This is a genomic window from Bacillus cereus group sp. BfR-BA-01382, assembly GCF_022663475.1.
GTDB lineage: Bacteria > Bacillota > Bacilli > Bacillales > Bacillaceae_G > Bacillus_A > Bacillus_A thuringiensis_S.
This window is the reverse complement of the sequence record NZ_JAKUFQ010000082.1, coordinates 1-26,288: the sequence shown is the minus strand read 5'-3', so window position 1 is coordinate 26,288 and position 26,288 is coordinate 1. Positions and strand designations below refer to the sequence as shown.

The window sequence follows — 26,288 nt, the reverse complement described above, 5'->3', positions numbered from 1 at the left end:
TTAAAAACAAGGATGTCACTTAGTTAAAAAAGTGACATCCTTGTTTGTTTTCGGTGAACCATATATATCGGTAATTGAAATTATATCAACGATTTTTCAAATATATCTATCGTAACTTGCAATATATCAACGATTTTTCAAATATATCTATCACAACTTGCAATATATCAACGATTCGACAAAGGATATCGATTTAACGACAAAGATTGACAATAACATTCCTCCCTGTCATACAAAGAAACGCCCAAAATAGATTGGGTAAATATAATCATTACTTACTAGCCTTGCTCACATTTGAACTAGTAGTAATGCAAATATTTTTATTTCTTTAATACATATAAAAAAGCATATATCCAAAATGGATATATGCTTTCACTTTATTCTTGCCCCACACGTTTCACTTCTACGTTTTTAATACGTTCACGTACAACGTGACTTGCCATAATTAAGCCTGCCACAGATGGTACGAATGCATTTGATGAAGGTGGTAATTTCGCTTTACGAATTTTTGCATTTTCGTCTGGTACGATCTCTTTACGTACTTCTTCACGAATTACGATTGGATTCTCGTCAGAGAAGACAACTTTTACACCTTTTTTAATACCCTCTTTACGAAGCTTCGTACGAATTACTTTCGCAATTGGATCTGTATGTGTTTTAGAGATATCCGCAATACGGAAACGAGTTGGGTCCATTTTATTTGCTGCACCCATACATGAGATAATTTTAATTTTACGACGTAAACATTGTTTAATTAAATGGATTTTGAACGTAATCGTATCAGATGCATCCACTACGAAATCTAAACCGTGTTTAAAGAACTCTTCATATGTTTCATCTGTATAAAACATTTCTAATCCAATTACTTCACATTCCGGATTAATGTCTGCAATACGCTCTTTCATTAATTCTACTTTTGAACGTCCTACAGTAGATACTAAAGCGTGAATTTGACGGTTTACGTTTGTAATATCTACAACGTCTTTATCAACTAATACGAGACGTCCTACTCCAGAACGCGCTAACGCTTCAGCTGAAAATGAACCTACGCCGCCAATTCCTAAAATACCAACTGTACTATTTTTTAATATTTCAAGTCCTTCTTTACCGAAGGCTAATTCATTACGTGAAAATTGATGTAACATTCAGCTCTACACTCCTATTACAAAAATGGTCTACCATGTATTCTAGCGTTTTTCCGACTATTTGTATAGAAAAAGTTATAGAATTCCTAAAAATACATATTTCGATAATAAAAACATAGTGTAAACCGGGATTTTGTTTCTTCTTTTAATTATCCATTAAAAAAGTCTAGATGGTTATAGTATAACCATCTAGACCCTATTCTTACTTCTCTTCTTTTAAGCTTAATTTTAAGTTTAACTCTTCAAGCTGTGCTTCTGCAACTGGGCTTGGAGCTTCTGTTAATAAGCAGCTTGCGCTTGCTGTTTTTGGGAATGCAATTGTATCACGAAGGTTCGTACGGCCTGCAAGTAACATAACAAGACGATCTAAACCTAATGCGATTCCGCCGTGTGGTGGTGTACCGTATTCGAATGCTTCTAATAAGAATCCGAATTGCTCTTGCGCTTCTTCTTGTGAGAATCCAAGTGCTTTGAACATTTTTTCTTGTACGTCACGCTCGTAAATACGAAGTGATCCGCCACCAAGCTCATAACCGTTTAATACAAGGTCATATGCTTGTGCACGTGCTTTTTCTGGTGCTGTTTCTAGTAGCTCAACATCTTCACGGAATGGCATTGTGAATGGGTGGTGAGCTGCGAAGTAACGATCTGCATCTTCATCGTACTCAAGAAGTGGCCAATCAGTTACCCATAGGAAGTTAAATTTACTTTCGTCAATTAACTCAAGCTCTTTACCTAGACGTAAACGAAGTGCGCCTAAGCTATCTGCAACAACGCTCTTCTTATCTGCTACAAATAGTAATAAGTCGCCAGCAGTAGCTTCTAATGTAGTCATTAACACGTTTGCATCTTCTTCACCGAAGAATTTCGCAATCGGTCCTTTTAGGCCGTCTTCTTCAACTTTAAGCCAAGCTAGACCTTTTGCACCGTATACTTTCACAAATTCAGTTAATGCATCGATGTCTTTACGAGAGTATTTACTTGCAGCACCTTTTGCATTAATTGCTTTTACTTGTCCGCCGCTTTCTACAGCACTTGTAAACACTTTAAATCCACAACCTGCTGCAAACTCAGATAAGTCTGTTAGTTCCATTTCAAAGCGTGTATCTGGCTTATCAGAACCGTAGCGAGCCATTGCATCAGCATATTTCATACGAGGGAATGGTGCACTAACTTCTACACCTTTTGCATCCTTCATAACTTTCGTCATCATACGCTCCATCATATCTAAAATTTCATCTTGTGTTAAGAATGAAGCTTCGATATCGATTTGCGTGAATTCTGGTTGACGATCCGCACGTAAATCTTCGTCACGGAAACAACGTGCTACTTGATAGTAACGCTCAAATCCGCCGACCATAAGAAGCTGTTTAAATAACTGTGGTGACTGTGGTAATGCATAGAATTCACCATCATGTACACGACTTGGTACTAAATAGTCACGAGCTCCTTCTGGCGTGCTTTTCGTTAAAATTGGTGTTTCGACTTCTAAAAACTCTTCTGTATCTAAGAAATTACGAATTGTTTTTGTTACGTCGTGACGCATTTTGAATGTGTTGAACATTACAGGACGACGTAAGTCTAAATAACGATATTTTAAACGCACATCTTCTGATGCATCTGTATCATCAGCAATGATAATTGGCGTTGTTTTCGCTGCATTTAGTACATTTACTTTTGTTGCTTGTACTTCAATACGACCAGTTGCCATATTGTCATTAATTGCGCCTTCACCACGTTCAACAACTGTACCTTCTACGTGTAATACGTATTCACTACGAATTGTTTCTGCTACTTCTAACGCTTCTTTTGATGTTTCTGGGTTAAATACAACTTGTACGATACCTGTGCGGTCACGTAAATCGATAAAGATTAATCCACCTAAGTCACGGCGTTTTTGTACCCAACCTTTTAATTGAACTGTTTGTCCAACAGCTTCTACTGTTACTTTTCCACATGCATGTGTTCTTTCAGCCACTGTAAGTTCCCCCTATATTAATTTCTCTGCTACGTATGAAGCAAATACATCTAACGCTACTTCTTCTTGTTCACCTGTTGCCATATCTTTTAAGTTAATGATACCTTTATCCAGCTCATCTTCTCCTAATACAGCTACAAATTTCGCCTTTAGACGATCTGCTGATTTAAATTGTGCTTTCATTTTGCGATCTAAATAATCTTTTTCAACTGACAATCCAGCTTTACGAAGATTGAACGCAACTTTTGCAGCATGGTCTTTCGCTTTTTCACCGAGCGCTACAACGTAACAATCAATGCTATGTTCAAGTGGTAATTCAATATTTTCAGCTTTTAGCGCCATAATTAAACGTTCAATACTCATTGCAAAACCGATACCTGGCATTTCTGGTCCACCGATTTCTTGTACAAGTCCGTTATAACGGCCACCACCGCTTAATGTAGTGATCGCACCGAAACCTTCTGCCTCACTCATAATTTCAAAAACAGTGTGTTGATAGTAGTCTAAACCACGTACTAAGTTCGGATCTTTTTCAAATGGAACATCCATCATCGTTAATAGTTCTTGAACTTTGTCGTAGTATACTGCTGAATCTTCGTTTAAGTATTCTGTAATAGATGGTGCTGTTCCCATTAATTCATGGTTACGGTCTTTCTTACAGTCTAAAATTCGAAGTGGGTTCTTTTCTAAGCGAGATTGACAGTCAGAGCAGAATTCGCCGATACGTGGCTCAAAGTGTGCGATTAATGCATCACGGTGTGCTTGACGGCTCGCTGCATCACCTAAACTGTTTAATACAACTTTAATATTTTTTAAGCCCATGCCGCGGTAAAATTCAACAGCAAGTGCAATTACTTCTGCATCAATTGCAGGATCATTACTGCCGATTGCTTCGATACCGAATTGTACGAATTGACGATAGCGACCTGCTTGTGGTCTTTCATAACGGAACATTTGACCGATATAGTATAATTTCGTTGGTTGTGTTGCATCACCAAACATTTTATTTTCAACGTAAGAACGTACAACAGGTGCAGTACCTTCTGGACGTAATGTTAAGCTGCGCTCTCCACGATCTTGGAATGAGTACATTTCTTTTTGTACGATATCTGTCGTATCACCAACACCACGTAAAAATAGCTCCGTGTGCTCAAAAATTGGTGTACGAATTTCTTTATAATTGTAACGACGGCAAATTTCGCGTGCTTGCCCTTCGATATACTGCCATAACTCAACAGTGCCTGGAAGAATATCTTGCGTTCCGCGTGGGATTTGAATAGACATATTCAGTTCCTCCTCAAATTGTTTTAATCTTAATAAAAATAAAAAAACTCCCGCCTCTACTGTTTAAACAGTAGGGACGAGAGTATTATACCCGTGGTGCCACCCTAATTGAAGCACGTATGCTTCCACTTTTTTAATAACGCTTAAATATGCGTTCATCCCTACTAAGCATATATGCCGTTCAAGTTGAAACCTCTAGAGTGTCATTCAATCAGTCATCATGCAGAAATGTTTTCAGCCTAAGACATTCCTTCTCTTTCCATGTGTGTCTCATTTACTCTTCTCTATCAACGGTTATATTCATATGTAAATATAAAATTACTATACGTTTGTTAAGTAGGATTGTCAAGTGCTCTAAGAACGTTCAATCTGCTTCTTTAGACGCTTTACATCTTGAAGAGAAATCCCAAACTCGGAAGCAAGCTCCATTGAAGTATTGTTTTGCTCTTTTGAAATAAAATCATGAAAATTCACGTTAAATAGTTGATTTGCACCATTTGTAACAGAATGCCCTTTTTCATTCATGCGCATACGTATATCCCTCACATTCAATATGGATGTTTTACTTTTTATTGTTCCATATTGATGAGAGAGTTATACATAACCGAAACTGCTATTGATTCCAAATAAACATTAGTATTCGATTTATAACAATAACAATAGCCAGTCCGCTTGCTAGCATATGATGCTTCAAATGATATAATGCTGCAACACCTACTCCAAATACGATAATTTCTAATAATACATGTAATATACCTTTTACTTCCCATTCTGCATGTGGAGCTCCAAATAACCCCCAAATGGCAGCAACAACAATCGGAATAATAATAGCAAGTGTAATTTTTATAGCTGTTGTTGTTCCTACTCGAAACCCCCAGTATCCAACAATCCCAAGAATACATAACTCTAGCATAAAACGTAAAGCTATATTAAATTCTTGAAGCATACTACACCTTCTTTTCCTTTTATTCCCCTTCAAATTAATCGTATGATAAATGAACAAAACATACAACAATGTATAAAAAAGAGAGGATTATATAACCCTCTCTTTTTTATCAACACTATTTACTTTCTACAATTAAGGTCACCGGACCATCATTGATTAAAGAAACGTCCATCATTGCTCCGAATTTCCCTGTTTCTACATGCAATCCTTGTTTGCGAACTTCTTCATTAAAGAAATCGTATAAACGCTCTGCATAGTCAGGTTTCGCAGCATCCATAAAGTTTGGACGTCTCCCCTTGCGACAATCTCCGTATAATGTGAATTGCGAAATAGATAGAACTTGTCCTTCTACATCAAGTATAGAATGATTCATCTTTCCGCTCTCATCTTCAAAAATACGTAAGTTTGAAATTTTTTCCGCAATGTAAGTTGCATCTTTTTCTGTATCTTCGTGCGTAATGCCAACTAGTAATGTTAAACCGAACGGAATTTGTCCTACGATCTCACCGTCTACCGTGACAGACGCTTTCTTTGATCGTTGTAAAACAACTCTCATCTTTCTACACTCCCTATTAATGCATCATGCGTCGTACTGCATAAATTTCCGGAACACGTTTAATGCGTTCTACTACTTTTTTCAAATGTTGTAAGTTACGAATTGAGATTGACATATTAATTGTCGCCATCTTATTACGGTCACTTCTACCAGAAACAGCTGAAATGTACGTTTTCGTCTCTGTAACAGCTTGCAGTACTTCATTTAATAAACCACGGCGATCGTAACCTGAAATTTCAATATCAACGTTATACTCAATTTCTTTTTCAGGGCTACCTTCCCACTCTACTTCTAATAATCTTTCTACAGCTTCTTCTGTATGAACATTTACACAATCACGGCGGTGAATCGATACGCCTCGGCCTTTTGTAATATATCCAACGATATCATCGCCCGGAACTGGGTTACAGCATTTCGATAAACGGATTAATAAATTATCAGCACCGCTTACTTTTACACCAGAATCCCATTTTCGAATTTTCATCGGTTTACGAACTTCTTTAACTTCAACAATCTCTTCTTCTTCGCGTTGTTTGCGGAACTTGTCCGTTAGTCGCGTAACAATTTGCGAAGCTGTAATTCCGCTATATCCAACTGCTGCAAACATATCTTCTTCATTTGCAAAGTTAAATTTCTCAGCGACGCGTTTTAAGTTATCAGGCGCTAATACTTCTTTCATCTCATACTCTAGACCACGTACTTCCTTTTCAACAAGTTCACGGCCTTTTTCAATATTTTCGTCTCTACGTTGTTTCTTAAAGAATTGACGAATTTTATTTTTTGCATGAGATGTTTGAGCAAGTTTTACCCAATCTTGACTTGGGCCATAGGAATGTTTCGACGTTAAAATTTCAATGATGTCGCCTGTTTTTAATTTATAATCCAGCGTCACCATTTTACCGTTTACTTTTGCACCAATTGTTTTATTCCCAATTTCCGAATGGACACGATACGCGAAATCAATCGGAACCGATCCAAGTGGTAATTCCATTACATCGCCTTTCGGTGTAAAGACGAATACCATGTCAGAGAATAAATCAATTTTTAATGACTCCATAAATTCTTCTGCATTAGAAGCTTCATTTTGCCATTCTAATATTTGACGGAACCATGTGAGTTTCTTCTCTAGTGTACCTGTTGTTTCTGCTGTTTTTCCTTCTTTATACGCCCAGTGTGCCGCGATCCCGAATTCTGCAATTTCGTGCATTTCTTTCGTACGAATTTGCACTTCAAGTGGGTCACCTTTCGGTCCAATTACGGTCGTATGAAGAGATTGATATAGATTTGCTTTTGGCATTGCAATATAATCTTTAAAACGACCTGGCATCGGCTTCCAGCACGTATGAATAATTCCAAGCACCGCATAACAATCTTTAATACTATTTACAACAACACGTACAGCTAATAAATCGTAAATTTCATTGAACTGCTTATTTTGCAGTGCCATTTTACGATAAATACTGTAAATATGTTTCGGTCTTCCAGAAATCTCAGGTTGAATTGCAACTTCTTTTAATTTCTCACGAATACCAGTCATTACTTCGTCTAAATATTCTTCACGTTCTGCACGTTTACGCTTCATTAAATTTACAATACGATAATATTGCTGTGGATTTAAATAGCGAAGTGACGTATCCTCTAGCTCCCATTTAATAGTACTAATTCCGAGTCTATGTGCTAAAGGTGCAAAGATTTCTAACGTTTCATTCGCTATGCGACGCTGCTTCTCTTGAGGCAAATGTTTCAATGTACGCATGTTATGAAGACGATCAGCTAGTTTAATTAAAATAACTCTAATATCTTGAGCCATTGCAATAAACATTTTGCGATGGTTTTCTGCTTGTTGTTGTTCGTGAGATTTATATTTGATTTTCCCAAGCTTTGTAACACCATCAACAAGCATAGCAATTTCTTTGTTAAATTCCCGTTCAATATCTTCTAACGTAATCTCTGTATCTTCCACTACATCATGTAAGAAACCTGCTGATACCGTAGCTGGATCCATGTGTAAATCAACTAAAATACCTGCAACTTGAATCGGATGAATAATATACGGTTCACCCGATTTTCTATATTGTTCGCTATGCGCATCACGTGCATATTCATAGGCACGTGCCACTAGCTCAATATCTTCATCCGCTAAATATTGACTTGCTTTCTCGAGTACCTGTTCAGCTGTTAGTACCTGCTCATTTGCCATCGAATCACCTTTTATTGAAAATTGACTTTATCTTTATTTAATAGAATAAATTATATTCTATCATTATAACCCAATGATTGTGAATTGTGAAAAGGAAAAGATTTTACTGACATTTCACCATGATTTTTTGTTCAATTATACAAAAGTACCCGCTCCTCTCCAAGAGATTCACGGGTACTTTTTATCACCGTAGTTTTACCTATATAGTGATTAGTATTTTTCTAATACTAATACATCGTAACCATCTAACATTTTACGACCATCTAAGTAAGTAAGCTCTACTAAGAATGCAATTCCTGCTACAACTCCGCCTAGCTCTTCAACTAACTTAATTGTCGCTTCGATTGTTCCACCTGTAGCTAATAGATCATCTGTAATTAATACGCGTTGACCTGGCTTAATTGCATCTTTATGGATTGTTAAAACATCTTTACCATATTCTTTACCGTAGTCAACTGTAATTACTTCACGTGGTAATTTCCCTAATTTACGAACTGGTGCAAATCCTACTTCTAACGCATAAGAAACTGGGCAACCGATAATGAAACCACGAGCTTCTGGTCCTACTACAACATCGATATCTCTTTCTTTTGCGTACTCAACGATTGCATCTGTTGCTGCTTTGTATGCTTTACCGTCATTCATTAAAGGTGTAATGTCTTTGAACACAATACCTTCTTTCGGATAATCCGGTACAATTGCGATATGTTGCTTGAAATCCATATTTCTGAATCCTCCTCAGATCTAAAAGGTTTGTAAATACAAATCCTTTACCCTAACTGTTCTACTTCTTTATGATTACGAATCGTTTCAAACCATGTATATAGTTGCTGATATGTGCTATAAACCAATTCTTTTTCTAATTGTAAGTGGTTCATTTTCTCACGATATGTGTTCGATTCAATTAAATCACGCTTTTGTTTTTTGTCTGCCATAAAAATGACGCCATCTTTTATTGTAACAAATTCTAACTCAAAAAACACCTGTGTCATGAAATTTACTGTATCTTTTGACCAACCTTTATGACGACATAGTTGTTCTCCATATTGTCTTAAAGAAAATGGTGTTTTTTGGTTTAAGAAAGAATAGTACCATTTAAAATGTTCTCTCGTAGGAACTGTACTAAATAAATGGTTATTCTCTTGATAAAACAGCGTATAAATTCGCGCTGGGAATCCTACTTTAAATAACTCACGTAATTCATCTGTTCCTTTTGGCAAATCGAGTAACACGATGTATTGATCATCTAAATGCGTTACTTCTGACGCATGCATAAGCTTTTCTTTATAGTCCTCTAAAGAAAATTTATTCAATACCTCTTCAGAAAAATACACCATTGTTATTTTTTCTTTCGGAAGTTCTGCTAAATTTGCTTCTGCATTACGCATACTACGCCAATCAAATAATTGCCACGCCTCTACAGCAATATCTTGTACCATTAGTTGTGGCTTCTTAAAATTATTCCATTCATTGATGGATGCTTCCCCTATTACAGATACCTTTGCAACTGGAGAGATTTCTTTCGCATATGCACCGAAACCGAATCCAATTGTATCCAGTGTTGCTTGTCCATCACGAAGAGCCATTTTTAAATGAGAGCCATCTGATCCGATTGCGCGAATACTTTCTAACTCTGCATCTTTCACTGCAATACGTGGTTTCGGATTTCCAACACCAAATGGTGCTAACTTCTGCATATCTTCAATTGCCGCTAGCGTTACATCCTCCACTTTACAAAAAACATCAACTGCTGTAATTGGAATAAAATCTTCTTCTGTTAAAATTGCATCTGCCTGTTCATTTAAGCGACGGCGTAATTCATCTACATCATTCATATGTAGCGTCATCCCAGCTGCCATCGGATGCCCTCCGAAGTGTGGCAATAACTCTCTACAATCTGATAAATTTGCAAACAAATCAAATCCTGCAATACTACGCGCTGAGCCTTTTGCTGTTTCTTTTATAGGATCAATGCATAATACAATAGTCGGACGATAAAAACGTTCAACTAATTTAGAAGCGACAATCCCAATTACACCTGGATTCCAACCTTCTTTTGCAAGTACTAATACTTTGTTTTCTTCTGGCGGAAAGTTATTTTCAACTTCAGCGATAGCCTCTTCGGTAATTTGCTTTACAATATCTTTTCGCAGTTTGTTCAGCTCATCAATTTCTTCGGCCAACTCTTTCGCTTCCTCAGGATCATCTGATAATAAAAGGTGTACAGCCGGCGTTGCATCTTCTAAACGCCCGACCGCATTAATACGCGGTGCAATTGAGAAGCCAATACTCTCTTCTGTAATTTCACTTTGCGAAACGTTAGCAACTTTAAACAATGCCTTCAAACCAATATTTTTCGTCATACGCATATGTTTTAAACCGCGTTTCACTAGCAACCTATTTTCACCATGAAGTGAAACTAAATCGGCTACTGTACCGATTACTGCAATCTCTAATAAATGTTCTGGTACACGGCCTAATAGTGCATGCGCAACTTTAAACGCAACACCTACACCAGCTAAATAGTGAAACGGATATAGGCCACCTTCTAATTTCGGATGTATAATCGCAAGTGCTTCTGGCAATTCTGGCGGTGGCTCATGGTGATCTGTAATAATTAGATCTATTCCAAGCTCCTTTGCTACATTCGCTTCATGTACTGCTGCGATGCCAGTGTCAACAGTAATAATCAGTGAGAACCCTGCGCTATGCGCCCAACGAAACGCTTCTTCGTTCGGTCCATACCCTTCTGTAAAACGATTTGGAATGTAAAATTCTACTTCTGCACCTAATTCTTGAAGAGCAAGATATAAAACCGTCGTACTACTTACTCCGTCCGCATCGTAATCACCAAATATTAATATTTGCTCTCCATTTTGAATCGCCTTATTTACACGTTCTACCGTTCTATCCATTCCTTCTAATAAAAATGGATCATGAAATTCTTGATTTTCTGTATTTAAAAAATCTAAAATCTTATCTTCTGTATCTAGTCCTCTACCGAGGAATAATGAAACGACAAGTGGCGATAACTGTAATTTACTTGCTAATTCACTCACTCGCTCGTCATTATATTCTTTTTCTTTCCAACGCGTCTTCGGTTGTAACACGAAATCACCCCTTAACCTGTTTATTATACAAGACAGATTAAGGGGTGACAATATAATGCAAACTACGATGCAATATCTATATACAAAAATGTTAATGATGTTTAATTTGGAGAATACGGATTTATATGCACGAATACATTTTGTACATTCTCTTGTTTCATAAGTATTTCTTTCACATGTTTTCCAATGCGGTGTCCTTCTTCTACAGTAATGTATGGATCTACAGACACTTTAATATCGACAATAACATAATGACCATGCTCCCGTGCATATAAAGAACCAATTTTTTTCACACCATCTACTTGAAGAACTGCTTCTCTAAGCGGAATAACATCCTCCTCATGAAGAACATGGTCAAGCGTTGCATGAATTGCTTCCGCTCCAATGCTCCATGCCATTTTTACAACAAGAAGTGAAACAGCTAATCCTGCAATCGGATCAGCGTATACAAGCCAGTCTATACCAAGCTTACCACCGATTATAGCTGCACAAATACCGATTAAAGCTGCAATTGAAGAAAATACATCCGAACGGTGCTCATATGCATTTGCAATAATTGCATCACTATTTACCCTCTTCCCTAATCGGAATTTATATTGGAACATTCCTTCTTTCACGATAATCGAAAGAACAACAGCAAAAATCGTAATTCCTTTCGGTGGTTCTAGTTCCTGCGAAAAAGCTTTTATAGACGAAATCGCTATCTCGAGTCCCACAATAAATAATAATACCGCAACAATAATCGCTGAAATCGATTCCGCTTTACCATGACCATACGGATGATCTTCATCAGGTGGCTGCTTTGCCGCTCGCAATCCAAAAAGTACAGCTAGCGAACCAATTACATCTGATGCAGAATGCACCGCATCTGCTAACAGTGCTTTACTGTTCCCAATATAACCAATTACCGCCTTTACAATTGCTAATATAATATTACCAACGATCCCGACAATAGCACCAAACTCGGCCTGTTTAAAACGTTCATCTTTTTCCATAATTAAAATCCCTTCTTTTCTTAACCTATCTTTTTATTTTAACAAAAACAGCGATAACACCACCACTTTCTTCCATCTTCTTCCCATCAAAAAGTTGCTATCTTATTGTATCCACAAACGAAAAAAGAGATGCCTCATAAAGAGACATCATCTTTTCTATACTTGCGGTTCAGATTCTACTTTCTCAACCTTCTTCTTGTTTTTACCTCTTTTCAAACGACGGTTTTCAAGCATTAACCAAATTTGAGAGGCAACGAAAACAGAAGAGTACGTACCTACAATTAATCCAACAAGCAACGCAAACGAGAAGTTACGTAGTGACTCACTACCGAAGATAAGCAGTGCAATTACTGGGAGTAACACTGTTAATACGGTGTTAATCGAACGACCAAGCGTTTGGCGAATACTTGCATTTACGATTTCTTCTAGGTCTTTTATATCGCGCACTCGTTTTTTCTGTTTGTATAATTCACGGTTTCTATCAAATGTAACAATCGAGTCATTAATAGAATAACCGATGATTGTTAGTACTGCAGCGATAAACGTTAAGTCTACCTCCAATTGGAAAATACTAAACATAACAACCATAACGAATGCGTCATGTAGTAACGCAAGCACTGCAGATAACGCATACGTAAATCGGAATCGAATACTTACGTATAAAATGATAACTGCAGAAGCAATTAGTACAGCGATAAATGCATTTCGTGCAATCTCTTTACCGATTGTCGGTGAAACTGTACTTATGTTTGGATCCGTACCATATTTATCATGGAAGAATGTTTTTGTTTTCGCAATTTCATCTTTTGATAAAACACCTAATGTACGAACTGCGAAACCTTTATTGTCATCTCCAGTCGGTACAATATTTTCTTCCTTCACATCAATGTTCAACTCTTTAAAATCTTTATGAACATCAGCCACAGTAACTGCTTGTTTTGATTGCAAGTCCATACGTGTACCACTTGCAAAGTCAATACCAAGATTCAACTTGAAAATTGGCAGGATAATTGCACCTGCAATTACAACTACAATTGAGAAGATAAGGAATTTATGACCGATATTTACGAAGTTAATACGATCAAATTTCGTTGGTGGATGTACTACACCTTTTGTTAAAGGAATAATATCCTTTTGTTTCACACCAAAATATCCTGGTTTTTTATCAAAGTAACGGCTCTTTACAAGTAAACCTAGTAAGAAACGAGTACCGAATACGTTCGTAATGAAACCGACTAAAATACTTACAATTAAACTTGTTGCAAACCCTTGGACTGAGCTTGTACCATATACAAATAACACACCTGCAGCTGCAAGAGTCGTAACGTTCGCATCTAGAATTGTTGCTAATGAACGATGGTTACCAGCTCGGAATGCTGACATCATGGACTTACCAATTTTCAGCTCTTCTTTCAATCTCTCGTAAGTAATAATATTCGCATCAACTGCGATACCTACCCCGAGCACTAACGCCGCAATACCTGGCAACGTAAGAACTGCATGCATCCAGTTAAAGACAAGTAATGTAACGAAAATGTATAGACCTAACATAATTACAGCTACAAGCCCTGGTAAACGGTAATACACAAGCATAAATAAGAAAATAAGAGCGATACCAATCGCACTAGCGAAAATTGTTTGATCTAATGCTTGTTGACCAAATTTCGCTCCAACAGATGTTGAATACATTTCTTTTAAATCAACAGGAAGTGCACCTGCATTTAATAAAGATGAAAGTTGTTTCGCACTTTCAACTGTGAAGTTTCCACCTACGATAGATACTTCAGCTTGGTTAAATACTTGGCTTACTGTTGCTGCTGATAAGAACTTCGGATTCGGTTTTGCAGATTCTGCTTTATATGAATCTTTTCCTTCTTCAAAGTCCAGCCAAATCACCATTAAATTCGTTGGTGGTGGCATTTTAGAAATTTTTTCAGTTACTGCACGGAATTTTTCAGCGCTTTTCAGTGTAAGACCTACGCTCGCACGGCCTTGCTCATCAAATGTTTGCTTCGCTCCGCCGCCTTTTAAATCCGTTCCATCCATAAGAAGGTTATCATCCACATCACGGAATGTTAATTTCGCTTGTGTTGATAACATTTCACGTGCTTTTTGCTGATCTTGTACACCAGCAAGCTGTACACGAATTCGATCTTGCCCTTCGATTTGAATGTTCGGCTCACTTACACCGAGAACATTGACACGATTTTCAAGAGCACCTACTGTACTTACAAGTACGTCTCGATCGATTTTATCACCTTTTTTGGCTGGTTTTACTTCATACAGAATTTCAAAACCACCGCGAAGGTCTAGTCCTAGACTAATTCCTTTTGCTATGTCTTTTCCCGCCGCACCAATTACTCCACCGATTAATAAGACGATGAGGAAAAAGGCGGCAATTCTCGTACCACGCTTTGCCATATGTACCCTCTTTCTGCTACTAACACTTTAAATAAATCTCTTACGATTCACTTTTATACGTGTGCATACGCCTAGTTAGTAGACTTCCTTTCTATAATTTTTGCTAGTTCATCACTAGCTGTATAGGTAAGCTTTTACACTACCTAGACTTTCATCATTTATTTTCCTCTTCACTACCTCCTTTATATATAATCTTAGACATAATTATTTCCTCTTTATCAATACATATCATTATACTGCAAAAGGAAGAACAAACCAATTGCAGTCGGTTATTTATTTTCGTACTCATCAAATGACCAAAGTGGCGCTTGGTACGCTTCAACAGTTAAATATGTCATATACTCATTAGCACTTACTCTTAATACATCATTTACCAATTCATATAATCTAACATCACTGTCTATCTTTTTCCACTTTTTCACTTTGAGAAACTTCCAAATATCATCATCTGTCACTCGGTCGTAACCGAACATGTGAAACTCTTCTACTTTACTTTCTAAAACGACTTGTAACTGTCCGCGGTATGATTCTACCAAAGCCTCTTTATCTAACATCTATAACATCTCCTTCTTATTTCAGCACGAAAAAGTCGCTTTAATCCCGCTCTAATGGACAGCAATAACTACTTTCAAGAGCGCTATCATAGTTCACTCTCTTAAATGCTTGTCATTCTTGTCTCGTACGTGCATATAAATTATTGTAAATCATTCCATTGATTTTGAGAAGGTAGGAGAAGAACATGACGAGACAAAGCTTTTTAAAAGGCGCATTTATTTTAATGATAGCCGGATTTATTACAAAAATACTCGGTTTCATCAATCGTATAGTAATGGCACGTATTTTAGGTGAAGAAGGCGTTGGTCTTTATATGATGGCCGTTCCTACATTCATTTTAGCAATTACATTAACACAAATCGGTCTTCCTGTCGCAATCGCAAAATTTGTAGCAGAAGCGGAAGCTGTGAACGATAAACAAAGAGTTAAAAAAATATTAACTGTATCACTAGCTGTTACATCCGTTATTAGTATCATATTAACAATCGGAATTATGTTCCTCACACCTATTTTAGCAAAAACATTATTAACCGACGAAAGAACGTACTATCCATTAATAGCCATTTTGCCCGTCGTTCCTGTTATTGCCATTTCTTCTGTTTTGCGCGGTTACTTTCAAGGGAAACAAAATATGAAACCTAGCGCTTATGCACAAGTTCTAGAACAAGTTGTCCGCATTACCATTATCGCTATATGCATTCAATTATTTTTACCTTACGGCGTAGAATATGCTGCAGCCGGTGCTATGTTATCAGCTGTTCTCGGTGAAGTTGCATCCTTATTATTTTTACTCACGTTATTTCAGCGCGAAAAACATTTATCAATACGCTCTGGATTTTTCACTACTGTAAAGGAGAGCAAAGGAACATTTTATTCCCTTATGGATATAGCTCTTCCCACTACAGGAAGTCGTTTAATCGGCTCCGTTTCATATTTTTTTGAACCTATTGTCGTTATGCAAAGCTTAGCAATCGCTGGTGTCGCTGCTTCTGTTGCAACCCAGCAATACGGCATGTTAAACGGTTATGCATTCCCGCTCCTATCACTACCCGCCTTTATTACATACGCTCTTTCTACAGCGCTCGTCCCTTCTATTAGTGAAGCGATGGCAAAAAGACAACATAAATTAGTGGAGCACCGCTTACAACAAGCACTTCGAATTTCATTAATTACCGGGGGATGGTCTGTCGTTATATTATATGTATTCGCTTCTCCTGTTTTAACTCTTATGTACGGATCAGACAGCGCAACAGCATTCATTCAACTTCTTGCACCTTGCTTTTTATTTCATTATTTCCAAAGTCCACTGACCTCTGTTTTGCAAGCTTTAAACTTAGCAAGAGCTGCAATGATGAATACATTTATTGGCGCCACCGTGAAATTAATTGTTATTTTTGTACTAGCCTCAAGGCCAGAATTTCAAATGATGGGAGTTGCTCTCGCTATCGCTGCAAATATTGTAACAGTAACATTTCTTCACTACGCTACTGTTTTAAAAAAGATTACATTTACCATTTACGCAAAAGACTATATTTTCGGCGGACTTGCCATCGGTATCGCAGGCGCCTTCGGTTTTTATATTCATAAATATATTATTTTCTCTCATTCCCTCGGCATACAAACATTATGGGAAATCACTTTAACAACAATTGTTTATATCGTACTTCTCTTCACCTTCAAACTCATTCGAAAAGAAGAGTTAAGTCGTCTCCCTATCATTCGTAAACTTTCATTTTTGAAATAAGTTGAAACTTTAATCAGTGGGGTAATCTCCACTGATTATTAGTTAAACTAATCATTCTTACTCTTTCAAAGAATAAATCTCTAATTTTCTTTTACATCAACAAAAAATTTTCCGTTTTGAAAACTACAGTATAAAATTTGTGTCACATCGTTATAACCTAAGTTTTTTAATTTCTCAATAAGCCATTCATCTGTATGTTCAATCATTTGTAAATGACTAGATTGAATTTCTCCATCAATAATAAGAGGAAGAGTAAACTGCAATACATCCTGTTTATTTTTTTGTTTTTGAAAGACAGATAACTTCCCAGACGGTTCCAAAATAGCATATTCTACATCCCGAATATCTCCAACTCCTTGCTCCCTTAATTGCATCATTAAATCATCTATATTATAACGTTGCTTTCTCATCTTCTTTTCATCAATCTTCCCCGCGTTTACAAGAATAGCCGGCTCACCTTCTATTAAATGCCGAAAGCGTTGATACTTTAGGGAAATGACTGACAAAATAATTTGGATGCACATAAGAAAAGTCATCGGAATTAATTGATGCCAAAGTGATTTATCGGTATTTTCAATTGCTACTACAGCCATTTCTCCAAGCATAATAAATACGACTAAATCTAATACACTTAGCTCTCCTATCTCACGTTTACCCATAAGACGAAAAATAATTAAGATGATGGTATACAAAAGCATTGTCCGTCCAATTATTGATATCCATTCCATTTCTACATCTCCTTTTTTACGTATAGACTCCCCTATAAAAAAGAAACTAGTCTAACTTAGACAAAAGGAAAATATGCTTGTATTAAAAAGGGGGAATGTATAAATGGATGGAACGAAAAAATTATCCACTGCAATCGGATTCGGTATTACTACACTATTAATTCTCGCATCTCTTACTAGCATGATTATGGCTCTTTTATTAAAGTTTACGAATATAAACGAAGGGACATTAGCCGTTACTATTTTTATACTCGCTCTTTTATCTATGCTTATGTCTGGTTTTATTGCTGGCAACAAAGCACAGGGGAAAGGGTGGCTGGTAGGTCTCACAACAGGTCTCACGTTCACTATACTCGTTTTTCTAGTTAACTATTTAGGCTTTTCTCAAACTTTATCGAACTCACAATTACTTTATCAATTAGCATTAATGGGGGCGAGTACACTCGGTGGTATTTTCGGTGTAAATATGTCAAAGCAAAGTAACTAAAAAAGGCCCTGCACATTTCATGCAGGGCCTTCCACATTAGTTTTTCACAACTTCACGAATCGCATTGCGATCGAAAGTTAAGTGTGAACCACCAGATTTAATAACAATTTTCGTGTCATCTACTGATTCGATTGTACCGTGTAAGCCACCAATTGTTATGATAGCATCACCTTTTGCTAATTCGTTTTGCATTTGAGCAACTGCTTTTTGACGCTTTTGTTGCGGGCGAATTAATAAGAAATAGAAAATCGCAAACATCGCAACAATCATAACGATATTCATCATACCTGCATTCATCTTTTGTTCCTCCTTTTAAATTATGTATTAGAAGTTTTTAGCATTCGGTTTATTAAAGCCATACTGTTCAAAGAATTCTTCGCGGAAATCGCCAAGACGGTCTTCACGAATAGCTTGTCTCACCTGCTCCATTAAGTTTAACAGAAAATGAAGGTTGTGATAAGACGTTAAACGAATTCCGAACGTTTCATCACATTTCATTAAGTGACGAATGTACGCACGAGAGTAATTTTTACATGTATAGCAATCACAATTTGGATCAAGCGGACCGAAGTCTCTTGCAAATTTCGCATTTTTTACAACTAGACGACCTTCACTTGTCATACATGTACCATTTCGAGCGATACGAGTTGGAAGTACGCAGTCAAACATATCAATACCACGAATTGCACCATCGATTAATGAGTCAGGAGAACCTACTCCCATTAAGTAACGTGGCTTATTATCTGGAAGAAGTGGTGTTGTAAACTCAAGTACACGGTTCATAATATCTTTCGGCTCACCTACAGATAAACCACCTACAGCGTAACCAGGGAAGTCCATTGAAACAAGGTCTTTTGCACTTTGACGACGAAGCTCTTCGTACTCCCCGCCCTGTACAATACCGAATAAACCTTGATCTTGTGGACGTTCATGCGCTTTTAAGCAACGTTCTGCCCAACGGCTTGTACGTTCTACAGACTTCTTCATATATTCAAAAGTAGCTGGGAATGGTGGACACTCATCAAATGCCATCATAATATCTGAACCTAATGCATTTTGAATTTCCATCGCTTTTTCTGGTGATAAGAATAATTTATCTCCATTTAAGTGGTTACGGAAGTGAACGCCTTCCTCTTCAATACGACGGAAGTCACTTAAACTGAATACTTGGAAACCACCAGAGTCTGTTAAGATTGCACGATCCCAGTTCATAAATTTATGCAAGCCGCCTGCTTCACGAATAATTTCATGACCTGGACGTAGCCATAAATGATACGTATTACTTAAAATAATGCCAGAATCCATTGCTTTTAATTCTTCTGGTGACATTGTCTTAACTGTCGCAAGTGTACCAACTGGCATAAATGTTGGTGTATCAAATGAACCGTGCGGTGTATGCACACGACCTAAACGGGCACCCGTTTGTTTACATGTCTTAATAAATTCATAACGAATTGCTGTCATAACTTACTCCTTTTATTTGTTTCTCATTTTAGCGTGAGATGCAACGAACATTGCATCACCGAAGCTAAAGAAACGATATTTTTCTTTTACTGCTTCATTGTAAGCATGAAGTACATTATCTCTATTTGCAAATGCACTTACAAGCATGATTAATGTTGATTTCGGCAAGTGGAAGTTTGTAATTAAACCATCAATTGCTTTAAATTCATATCCCGGATACATGAAAATATCTGTCCATCCAGAAGCGGCGCAAAGCTTACCGTTATGATCTGTTGCAATTGTTTCTAACGTACGAGTTGATGTCGTACCTACAGTAATAATACGTCCACCATTCTCTTTTACACGATTTAATAATGCCGCTGTCTCTTCAGACATATGGTAATATTCTGCGTGCATATGGTGTTCTTCAATCGTATCTGCAGAAACTGGTCTAAATGTTCCAAGTCCTACGTGAAGTGTAATGAATGCTAACTGAACGCCTTTTTGCTTTAACTTCTCAAGTAACTCTTCTGTAAAGTGAAGTCCCGCAGTCGGCGCTGCTGCTGAACCAATTTCTTTCGCATATACTGTTTGATAGCGATCGCGATCTTCTAGCGTCTCTTTAATATATGGAGGAAGTGGCATTTCCCCAAGTTCATCTAAAATTTCATAGAAGATGCCGTCATATGAAAATTCAAGCTGACGTCCACCTTGATCTGCAGTTCCTGTGCAAGTTGCTTTTAATTTTCCTTCGCCAAAAGAGATAACAGTTCCTTCTTTTACACGTTTCGCTGGCTTTACAAGCGTTTCCCACTTATCGCCCTCTTCTTGTTTTAAAAGAAGTACTTCAATGTGTGCGCCTGTATCTTCTTTCACACCATGCAAACGAGCAGGCATAACTTTCGTTTCATTTAAAACTAAACAATCCCCCTCATGTAAGTAGGAAAGAATGTCCGTAAAATGTTTATGCTCAATATCACCTGTTTCACGGTCTAACACCATTAATCTTGATGTTTCACGATCTTCTAACGGGACTTGTGCAATAAGTTCTTCTGGTAAATGAAAATCAAACAGATTTATATCCATAGCTATATCCACCTATTTCTTATTTGAATCGATTTATTATATACATAATAAAAGATAATACAATACTTAACACAATACATGTAATGATAGGAAAATAAAAGGTAACGTTTCCTTTTTTAACAAAAATATCGCCTGGAAGCCTTCCAATGAACTTCCAAGCTAATCCAACAACAATGAGTAAGATCCCCGCTGTAATAAGCAGCTTTGGCATCTCCGTCATACTTTTGGTATCTCCATTCCGAAATGTTCATACGCAAGCGGCGTTACAATTCGGCCCCTTGGCGTTCGTTGTAAAAAGCCAATTTGTAATAAATACGGCTCATACACATCTTCAATCGTATGAGATTCTTCTCCAATTGTTGCTGAAACCGTTTCTAATCCAACTGGACCACCACGGAATTTCTCAATAATACCAAGCAGTAATTTATGATCAATATGATCTAAACCTAATTTATCTACTTGCAGTAGCTCTAATGCCATTTGTGTAATTTCCATCGTAACCGTTCCGTTACCACGAACTTGCGCGAAATCACGTACACGTCTTAAAAGACGATTTGCAATACGAGGTGTACCACGAGCACGCCTTGCAATTTCTAGTGCAGCTAACGAATCAATTTCAACTTCGAATACTTCTGCTGTACGTTCAACAATCGCAGAAAGCTGATCTACTGTGTAATACTCTAACCTTGAAAGTACACCGAATCGGTCACGAAGCGGCGCTGATAATGCTCCGGCGCGTGTCGTTGCTCCAACTAATGTAAATGGCGGTAAATCTAGGCGTACAGAACGTGCTGAAGGCCCTTTTCCAATTACGATATCAAGGCAAAAGTCTTCCATTGCAGGATACAATACTTCTTCAATTGATCTATGCAAACGATGAATTTCATCAATAAATAATACATCTCCTGGCTGAAGCGCTGTTAATACAGCAGCTAAATCTCCTGGTCTTTCAATTGCCGGACCTGAAGTTGTTCTAACATTAACGCCCATTTCATTAGCAATAATATTCGCAAGCGTCGTTTTACCAAGACCTGGTGGTCCATATAAAAGCACATGATCTAACGTTTCTTCACGCATTTTCGCCGCTTCAATAAATACTTCTAAATTATGTTTCGCTTTATCTTGGCCAATATACTGACGGAGCGTCTGTGGCCGTAATGAATATTCTAAATCCGAATCTTCATATGCAGATTCCCCTGAAAGGAGACGTTCGTCCATTATACTCACCTCTTACCATTTAGTAAAAGACTAAGTGCCTTTTTAATATACTGATCCGTCGTTAATGATTCTTTTAATAACTCTGGTACAACGCGAGAAACTTCGCGTTCTGCGTATCCAAGTGCGCGCAGAGCTTCCAGTGCCTCATCAAGCTCAGCTGATGTACCTTTCTTCTCATCAAAACGTTCTGTGTCTGAGAATAAATCAACAAATGCATCTGGTACGACATCTGCTAGTTTTCCTTTTAAATCTAAAATCATTTGGCGTGCTGTTTTCTTTCCGACGCCTGGGAATTTCACTAAAAACTTCTCATCTTCATGCTCAATCGCTTGAACGACCTGTCCTGTTTGACCAGAAGCTAAAATTGCAAGAGCGCCTTTTGGCCCAATGCCAGACACGCCTAACAACTTTGTAAATAATAAACGCTCTTCACGTGTTTTAAACCCGTAAAGTGCCATAATATCTTCTCTCACATAATGATATGTATAGACACGGATTTCTTGCTTACTTCTTTGAAATACATACGGATTCGGTGTGAAAATTTGATAACCAATTCCATTATGATCAATTACGACATATTCCGGCCCTACATACTCCACGTAACCTGTAACATATTCAAACAAAATACGATCTCTCCCTCTTAAATCATGTATTCCATTTTAACATATTTAATGATAGAAAAGCGAGACTGCCCCAACAAATGTTCTCCACTTGAAACTTCTGTTATTTTCCATTGACAGAAAGGTTAAAGCACCTTAATATACAGAGGTCGATAATGATTATCAATACTAATTAAAGGGGTTACATCAGGATGAAACGTAAGCTATTTATTTTATTTACTATTATGCTTGTTGTTCTTTCTATCGTTGGCTGCTCTTCTCAAAAAGAAGAATCGAAAGCAAAAGAACAACCGAAAACAAAAGTTGTAAAACATGCTAAAGGTGAAGCAACAATTCCAGTAAATCCAAAGAGAATTGTTGACTTATCTGGATCAACAGAAGAACTATTACTTCTTGGACACAAACCTGTTGGTACAGCAAATACATATAAAGATAAAATCCAAAATCACTTAACAGATAAGTTAGATGGAGTAAAAGCAGTAGGTTGGTACTGGGCACCTAAAGTTGATTTAGAAGCTGTTACTGCTTTAAAACCAGACTTAATTATTTTAAACAACCGTCAATTAAAAATTTATGATCAACTAGAAAAGGTTGCACCTACAGTTGTTCTAGAAACAAACTTAGAAGACTGGCGTGGTAAATTTAAAGAAGTAGGTAAGCTATTTGGCGAAGAGAAGAAAGCAGACAAATGGATTGCAGACTACGATAAGAAAGCAGACTCTTTATCTAAAAAAATTAAAGAGAAAACAAAAGATGAGAACTTTATGTTCGTTGCAGTTACACCACAAAACTTCCGCGTATACGGCAGCTTCGGATACGGTGACATCATCTTTAATGACTTAAAACTTCCAGCAACAAAAGGTACAGATTTAAAACAGACAATGGCGCAAGTATCGCTAGAAGGTCTTGTTGCATTCCAACCTGATCAAATGTTTATTGTAAACTTTGGCGGCGAAGCTGATAAAGTTTACGAAGACTACAAAAACAGTGCCGTTTGGAAAGACAATAAAGCTGTGAAAAACAATCATGTATATGAAGTATCAAACGAAATCTTCAATACGAAAGCATTCAATCCAATCGGAAAAGATATGCTAATCGATGAAATCGCAAAAGAAATTTTAGCTAAGAATAAGTAAGAAAAAGCAGCTCACCATGAGCTGCTTTTTTTCTTATTTTGCACTGCGTATTGCTTCATTTTTTCAATCGTTCTCACAAAACCTTCTTTTGATTTAATCCGAATACCACGCTTCAATTTCGCACGCTCATAACTCTCAAGCTTTTTCATATCAATTTGGAAGAAGGAGTGAATCGCATTATCACTTTTCGGTACACCTTTGAAAATTTGTAATATCCCTTCCTCTGACACGCCAAAATAACCGCTCGTTTTTAATAACGGAGAAATATCATCAACTTTCTTTTGCAATACAATTTGTACATCATCACGATCAACGAGCTGCCATTCTTTATACTGCTGTAAAAACTTTTCTAAATCCACCACTTTTTCTGTAAGTATTTCCTCACTTACTTCTCCATCAACATACATACGCTCTAATAAAATTGTAACTTCGGGTTCTTTTTTCGTTACTTCTGGTACTGGCCCTTCCGCCTTCACATTCGTTTCATAAACGAAACAAAACATCATAACGAAAGCTTGCACCGCAATCAGTATCCATTTCATTTCCGTTCACCTCTTCTAGGCAAAATCAAACTTTCATTAGTAGTTTTTCCGGAAATGGGGGTTTTATCCATATTACATTTCTTTCGAAAAAATAAAAAATGCAGATAGGTATTTACCTCATCTGCATGTATCATTTACTTTTATATAAAATGAAAGACGCCTGCAAAGCAGGCGTCTTGATGCGTTTACGGCGAGAGACCAGGCGACCACATTCGCGTGTTTAGCACTTAAGCATATCTCTCGTCTTACGTAAATTAGCTCATCGCTTTGTTAATATAACATTAATAAAGTATAAGTGCAACATGTTTATAAAAATATCTTATTTCCTCTTTCATCCAAATTATTTTATGTAAATTATAAATTGATAATTGTAATATATATTACAATAGATATAAAAGCGAAATCATAATAAGTAGGGGATGAATATTGTGAAAAAATAAAGGATGAACGTCTCATTCTTCAAACGTTAAAAAACATACGTATGGCCTTTCTTTTTCAATACATTGGGGTAGTTGAGATTTTAGGCTATATCGGATTCACTGAAGGAATTGATCAAATTACGAAATCTCCATTATGGCTATTATTTATGCTTACGAGTATTTTACTTGCTTATTTACAGTTAAGTGTTTCAATCGATGTAGAAGAAGGCGAAAAGGACATAAAATTAACCCCTTATTACAAGCTTGTTTTACGCTCTCTTCTTATTGGAATTATTATTACTATTATTTATCTCATTTTCATTCCTGAAAGACCTCTATTTAAAGCTATTCTAACAGGTAGTGTTTTCCTCATATGCTTTTTAGTTTCTTACTCCGTTAGTTATTTTATTAAAAAACGTCGTTTACAAGACAACGATGAATGAAGAGGAAGGGCTATCCCTTCCTCTTTTGTTTTGCTATCGCATAGTACCAGTTAAACCGTAACGAATGTCTCGGAACATATTTCCTATATCACGATTAAAATCGTTTGTAACTGTACCGTTACGTAGGCGTGTGCTCATTGCATCGACACGAGTAAACATATCATTTCTTACAGAAACATAGACATTTCTGTTTCCAACTTCATTTACAACAGCTTGACGAATTTCGTTCGCCATCGCCGTTTCATTTGTCACTGTATTACGCGGTTTTACCGCAATCGCCACATCGTTTCCATATACAACTGTAGACACACGGTCCACGTTATTCATACGTTTCACACGATTTGTAATTTTTTCTGCTGTTTTACCATCATTGTTAATGTATGAATTATTCATTGTAATATTACGTGTTGGATGTGGATTAGCAATTTGACCGTTGTAATTTACATCTCGGTAATAATTGTTATATCCTGTATCGTTACGACCATTTCTATATGTTACATAATCTGTATAGCGATCATTACGCGTTACATTATCACGATACTGGTGTGTATCATTATAAGATGTACGCTCGTAATTGTAGTTACGTCCATCCATTGCATTGTTATCTTTTGGTGTACCACATGCAGCTAATGCACTGGTAACTAACAAAGAAGCAGCAATCACTTTTACTTTCGTATTCAATACAAAAACCCCCTCTGTTAGAATGAGCTTCTCTTCTGAAAAGCTCCCTCTTATGATGAGTAACAGAGAGGGTTTTTACACTGTTAATATTTCACTGGGAATTTTCTAGCACTTCATAAAAACCCTTCATTTCCTTAATTAACACGCATGCAAAAAAGGCGGAAATACTCCCGCCTTTTTAAACTTCTTCTTCGGCCTCTTCTTCTGAAATGGGCTCTCCAAATACATTTGGTGGATCTGGTTGATAATACATCGTTCCTGGCTGTGGTGCATATGCAGATTGAGTTGGTTGATAATATAAAGGATTCGCATATTGCGGACCGCCTGGTTGTGGACTATATAGTCTACTTTCTCCTCCGCATCCACAATCTTCCTCACCCTGCACAAGCGGCGGCATATTATTATCCATTGGCATCATATTCGTGTTTGGCATAGACGTATATTGCGGTCCAAACGGCGCCCCTTGCTGATATGGCATTTGATATGGATTTGGTTGTTGATAATATGGATTCGGCGGCATCATAGGCTGTTGATACGGCATTTGATATGGC

The 26,288-nt window shown here is 37.1% G+C and carries 25 protein-coding genes, 1 pseudogene and 1 other annotated feature; of the genes and pseudogenes, 4 read left to right on the top strand and 22 right to left on the bottom strand.

What is annotated here, in order from left to right:
• Positions 1 to 377: 377 nt before the first annotated feature.
• The 12 genes from MR160_RS24885 to MR160_RS24830 form a co-directional block, all read right to left on the bottom strand.
• On the bottom strand, positions 378 to 1,145 hold the full coding sequence (locus tag MR160_RS24885; RefSeq protein WP_000903182.1) for a tRNA threonylcarbamoyladenosine dehydratase: 768 nt from the start codon (positions 1,143 to 1,145) through the stop codon (positions 378 to 380).
• A gap of 202 nt (positions 1,146 to 1,347) precedes the next feature.
• Entirely contained in the window at positions 1,348 to 3,123 is a 1,776-nt protein-coding gene (gene aspS / locus MR160_RS24880) for an aspartate--tRNA ligase (protein WP_000840901.1), read from the bottom strand.
• Positions 3,124 to 3,135: 12 nt separating this feature from the next.
• On the bottom strand, positions 3,136 to 4,407 hold the full coding sequence (gene hisS, locus MR160_RS24875; protein ID WP_000027086.1) for a histidine--tRNA ligase: 1,272 nt from the start codon (positions 4,405 to 4,407) through the stop codon (positions 3,136 to 3,138).
• Positions 4,408 to 4,476: 69 nt separating this feature from the next.
• Positions 4,477 to 4,707: a binding site (T-box leader), on the bottom strand.
• Between the two features lie 54 nt (positions 4,708 to 4,761).
• Positions 4,762 to 4,938, bottom strand: a complete 177-nt coding sequence (locus MR160_RS24870; RefSeq protein WP_001242605.1) for a hypothetical protein — start codon at positions 4,936 to 4,938, stop codon at positions 4,762 to 4,764.
• A gap of 82 nt (positions 4,939 to 5,020) precedes the next feature.
• A complete protein-coding gene (locus MR160_RS24865; protein ID WP_000938750.1) occupies positions 5,021 to 5,353 on the bottom strand; it encodes a YrdB family protein in 333 nt (110 codons plus the stop codon).
• A gap of 115 nt (positions 5,354 to 5,468) precedes the next feature.
• A complete protein-coding gene (locus MR160_RS24860; protein WP_001266968.1) occupies positions 5,469 to 5,909 on the bottom strand; it encodes a D-tyrosyl-tRNA(Tyr) deacylase in 441 nt (146 codons plus the stop codon).
• A 16-nt stretch (positions 5,910 to 5,925) separates the two neighbouring features.
• Positions 5,926 to 8,109: a GTP diphosphokinase gene (relA, locus tag MR160_RS24855; protein WP_001262795.1), complete on the bottom strand. Its 2,184-nt coding sequence runs from the start codon at positions 8,107 to 8,109 to the stop codon at positions 5,926 to 5,928.
• 210 nt (positions 8,110 to 8,319) lie between these two features.
• On the bottom strand, positions 8,320 to 8,832 hold the full coding sequence (locus tag MR160_RS24850) for an adenine phosphoribosyltransferase (protein ID WP_000346215.1): 513 nt from the start codon (positions 8,830 to 8,832) through the stop codon (positions 8,320 to 8,322).
• 47 nt (positions 8,833 to 8,879) lie between these two features.
• Positions 8,880 to 11,219, bottom strand: coding sequence for a single-stranded-DNA-specific exonuclease RecJ (gene recJ / locus MR160_RS24845; protein WP_242298276.1), 2,340 nt, complete (start codon positions 11,217 to 11,219; stop codon positions 8,880 to 8,882).
• Positions 11,220 to 11,320: 101 nt separating this feature from the next.
• Positions 11,321 to 12,214 (bottom strand): cation diffusion facilitator family transporter, encoded by an 894-nt coding sequence (locus MR160_RS24840; protein ID WP_000409738.1) that lies wholly within the window; start codon positions 12,212 to 12,214, stop codon positions 11,321 to 11,323.
• 156 nt (positions 12,215 to 12,370) lie between these two features.
• Positions 12,371 to 14,635, bottom strand: coding sequence for a protein translocase subunit SecDF (gene secDF / locus MR160_RS24835; protein ID WP_016077245.1), 2,265 nt, complete (start codon positions 14,633 to 14,635; stop codon positions 12,371 to 12,373).
• A gap of 269 nt (positions 14,636 to 14,904) precedes the next feature.
• The gene (locus MR160_RS24830) at positions 14,905 to 15,189 is read right to left on the bottom strand and encodes a post-transcriptional regulator (protein ID WP_000884549.1); all 285 of its coding nucleotides are present in this window, start codon (positions 15,187 to 15,189) and stop codon (positions 14,905 to 14,907) included.
• Positions 15,190 to 15,374: 185 nt separating this feature from the next.
• On the opposite strand from MR160_RS24830, the gene spoVB reads away from it, so the two are divergent.
• A complete protein-coding gene (spoVB, locus tag MR160_RS24825) occupies positions 15,375 to 16,934 on the top strand; it encodes a stage V sporulation protein B (RefSeq protein ID WP_000198293.1) in 1,560 nt (519 codons plus the stop codon).
• Between the two features lie 80 nt (positions 16,935 to 17,014).
• On the opposite strand, the gene MR160_RS24820 is transcribed toward spoVB, so the two are convergent.
• Positions 17,015 to 17,662, bottom strand: coding sequence for a DUF421 domain-containing protein (locus tag MR160_RS24820; RefSeq protein WP_000454822.1), 648 nt, complete (start codon positions 17,660 to 17,662; stop codon positions 17,015 to 17,017).
• A 103-nt stretch (positions 17,663 to 17,765) separates the two neighbouring features.
• On the opposite strand from MR160_RS24820, the gene MR160_RS24815 reads away from it, so the two are divergent.
• Positions 17,766 to 18,149 (top strand): TIGR04086 family membrane protein, encoded by a 384-nt coding sequence (locus MR160_RS24815; RefSeq protein ID WP_000349145.1) that lies wholly within the window; start codon positions 17,766 to 17,768, stop codon positions 18,147 to 18,149.
• Between the two features lie 36 nt (positions 18,150 to 18,185).
• Here the strand turns inward: MR160_RS24815 and yajC are convergent, their stop codons facing one another.
• From yajC to ruvA, 6 genes are read right to left on the bottom strand one after another with little or no spacing between them, the layout of a single operon-like run.
• Positions 18,186 to 18,446: a preprotein translocase subunit YajC gene (gene yajC, locus MR160_RS24810; protein ID WP_000991113.1), complete on the bottom strand. Its 261-nt coding sequence runs from the start codon at positions 18,444 to 18,446 to the stop codon at positions 18,186 to 18,188.
• A 27-nt stretch (positions 18,447 to 18,473) separates the two neighbouring features.
• Complete coding sequence (gene tgt, locus MR160_RS24805) at positions 18,474 to 19,613, bottom strand: tRNA guanosine(34) transglycosylase Tgt (protein WP_000125365.1); 1,140 nt, start codon at positions 19,611 to 19,613, stop codon at positions 18,474 to 18,476.
• A 12-nt stretch (positions 19,614 to 19,625) separates the two neighbouring features.
• Positions 19,626 to 20,678: a tRNA preQ1(34) S-adenosylmethionine ribosyltransferase-isomerase QueA gene (queA, locus tag MR160_RS24800; RefSeq protein ID WP_000354016.1), complete on the bottom strand. Its 1,053-nt coding sequence runs from the start codon at positions 20,676 to 20,678 to the stop codon at positions 19,626 to 19,628.
• 19 nt (positions 20,679 to 20,697) lie between these two features.
• Entirely contained in the window at positions 20,698 to 20,898 is a 201-nt protein-coding gene (locus MR160_RS24795) for a DUF2905 domain-containing protein (RefSeq protein WP_000138162.1), read from the bottom strand.
• Positions 20,895 to 21,896 (bottom strand): Holliday junction branch migration DNA helicase RuvB, encoded by a 1,002-nt coding sequence (gene ruvB, locus MR160_RS24790; RefSeq protein WP_000344464.1) that lies wholly within the window; start codon positions 21,894 to 21,896, stop codon positions 20,895 to 20,897. The genes MR160_RS24795 and ruvB overlap by 4 nt, the downstream gene beginning before the upstream one ends.
• Before the next feature lie 5 nt (positions 21,897 to 21,901).
• Entirely contained in the window at positions 21,902 to 22,519 is a 618-nt protein-coding gene (gene ruvA / locus MR160_RS24785; RefSeq protein WP_000464512.1) for a Holliday junction DNA helicase RuvA, read from the bottom strand.
• 188 nt (positions 22,520 to 22,707) lie between these two features.
• Between ruvA and MR160_RS24780 the strand changes: the two genes are divergently transcribed.
• Positions 22,708 to 23,652: an iron-hydroxamate ABC transporter substrate-binding protein gene (locus MR160_RS24780; protein ID WP_000823610.1), complete on the top strand. Its 945-nt coding sequence runs from the start codon at positions 22,708 to 22,710 to the stop codon at positions 23,650 to 23,652.
• Between the two features lie 11 nt (positions 23,653 to 23,663).
• On the opposite strand, the gene MR160_RS24775 is transcribed toward MR160_RS24780, so the two are convergent.
• Positions 23,664 to 24,194, bottom strand: coding sequence for a BofC C-terminal domain-containing protein (locus tag MR160_RS24775; RefSeq protein WP_000871202.1), 531 nt, complete (start codon positions 24,192 to 24,194; stop codon positions 23,664 to 23,666).
• 481 nt (positions 24,195 to 24,675) lie between these two features.
• On the opposite strand from MR160_RS24775, the gene MR160_RS24770 reads away from it, so the two are divergent.
• Positions 24,676 to 25,056 (top strand): branched-chain amino acid ABC transporter substrate-binding protein, encoded by a 381-nt coding sequence (locus tag MR160_RS24770; RefSeq protein WP_242298274.1) that lies wholly within the window; start codon positions 24,676 to 24,678, stop codon positions 25,054 to 25,056.
• A gap of 33 nt (positions 25,057 to 25,089) precedes the next feature.
• On the opposite strand, the gene MR160_RS24765 is transcribed toward MR160_RS24770, so the two are convergent.
• The gene (locus MR160_RS24765; protein WP_001093530.1) at positions 25,090 to 25,737 is read right to left on the bottom strand and encodes a YhcN/YlaJ family sporulation lipoprotein; all 648 of its coding nucleotides are present in this window, start codon (positions 25,735 to 25,737) and stop codon (positions 25,090 to 25,092) included.
• Between the two features lie 178 nt (positions 25,738 to 25,915).
• Positions 25,916 to 26,288: pseudogene (locus tag MR160_RS24760) on the bottom strand (hypothetical protein); the annotation flags it as partial.

Coding starts and splice junctions, on each gene's coding strand:
- spoVB (WP_000198293.1), top strand. CDS start 15,375: ATGACGAGACAAAGCTTTTTAAAAGGCGCATTTATTTTAATGATAGCC.
- MR160_RS24850 (WP_000346215.1), bottom strand. CDS start 8,832: ATGGATTTCAAGCAACATATCGCAATTGTACCGGATTATCCGAAAGAA.
- MR160_RS24815 (WP_000349145.1), top strand. CDS start 17,766: ATGGATGGAACGAAAAAATTATCCACTGCAATCGGATTCGGTATTACT.
- secDF (WP_016077245.1), bottom strand. CDS start 14,635: ATGGCAAAGCGTGGTACGAGAATTGCCGCCTTTTTCCTCATCGTCTTA.
- queA (WP_000354016.1), bottom strand. CDS start 20,678: ATGGATATAAATCTGTTTGATTTTCATTTACCAGAAGAACTTATTGCA.
- MR160_RS24870 (WP_001242605.1), bottom strand. CDS start 4,938: ATGCGCATGAATGAAAAAGGGCATTCTGTTACAAATGGTGCAAATCAA.
- MR160_RS24775 (WP_000871202.1), bottom strand. CDS start 24,194: ATGAAATGGATACTGATTGCGGTGCAAGCTTTCGTTATGATGTTTTGT.
- MR160_RS24865 (WP_000938750.1), bottom strand. CDS start 5,353: ATGCTTCAAGAATTTAATATAGCTTTACGTTTTATGCTAGAGTTATGT.
- MR160_RS24780 (WP_000823610.1), top strand. CDS start 22,708: ATGAAACGTAAGCTATTTATTTTATTTACTATTATGCTTGTTGTTCTT.
- MR160_RS24860 (WP_001266968.1), bottom strand. CDS start 5,909: ATGAGAGTTGTTTTACAACGATCAAAGAAAGCGTCTGTCACGGTAGAC.
- tgt (WP_000125365.1), bottom strand. CDS start 19,613: ATGACAGCAATTCGTTATGAATTTATTAAGACATGTAAACAAACGGGT.
- MR160_RS24840 (WP_000409738.1), bottom strand. CDS start 12,214: ATGGAAAAAGATGAACGTTTTAAACAGGCCGAGTTTGGTGCTATTGTC.
- MR160_RS24830 (WP_000884549.1), bottom strand. CDS start 15,189: ATGTTAGATAAAGAGGCTTTGGTAGAATCATACCGCGGACAGTTACAA.
- ruvB (WP_000344464.1), bottom strand. CDS start 21,896: ATGGACGAACGTCTCCTTTCAGGGGAATCTGCATATGAAGATTCGGAT.
- MR160_RS24795 (WP_000138162.1), bottom strand. CDS start 20,898: ATGACGGAGATGCCAAAGCTGCTTATTACAGCGGGGATCTTACTCATT.
- MR160_RS24770 (WP_242298274.1), top strand. CDS start 24,676: ATGGCCTTTCTTTTTCAATACATTGGGGTAGTTGAGATTTTAGGCTAT.
- MR160_RS24820 (WP_000454822.1), bottom strand. CDS start 17,662: ATGGAATGGATATCAATAATTGGACGGACAATGCTTTTGTATACCATC.
- MR160_RS24885 (WP_000903182.1), bottom strand. CDS start 1,145: ATGTTACATCAATTTTCACGTAATGAATTAGCCTTCGGTAAAGAAGGA.
- relA (WP_001262795.1), bottom strand. CDS start 8,109: ATGGCAAATGAGCAGGTACTAACAGCTGAACAGGTACTCGAGAAAGCA.
- yajC (WP_000991113.1), bottom strand. CDS start 18,446: ATGAATGCAGGTATGATGAATATCGTTATGATTGTTGCGATGTTTGCG.
- hisS (WP_000027086.1), bottom strand. CDS start 4,407: ATGTCTATTCAAATCCCACGCGGAACGCAAGATATTCTTCCAGGCACT.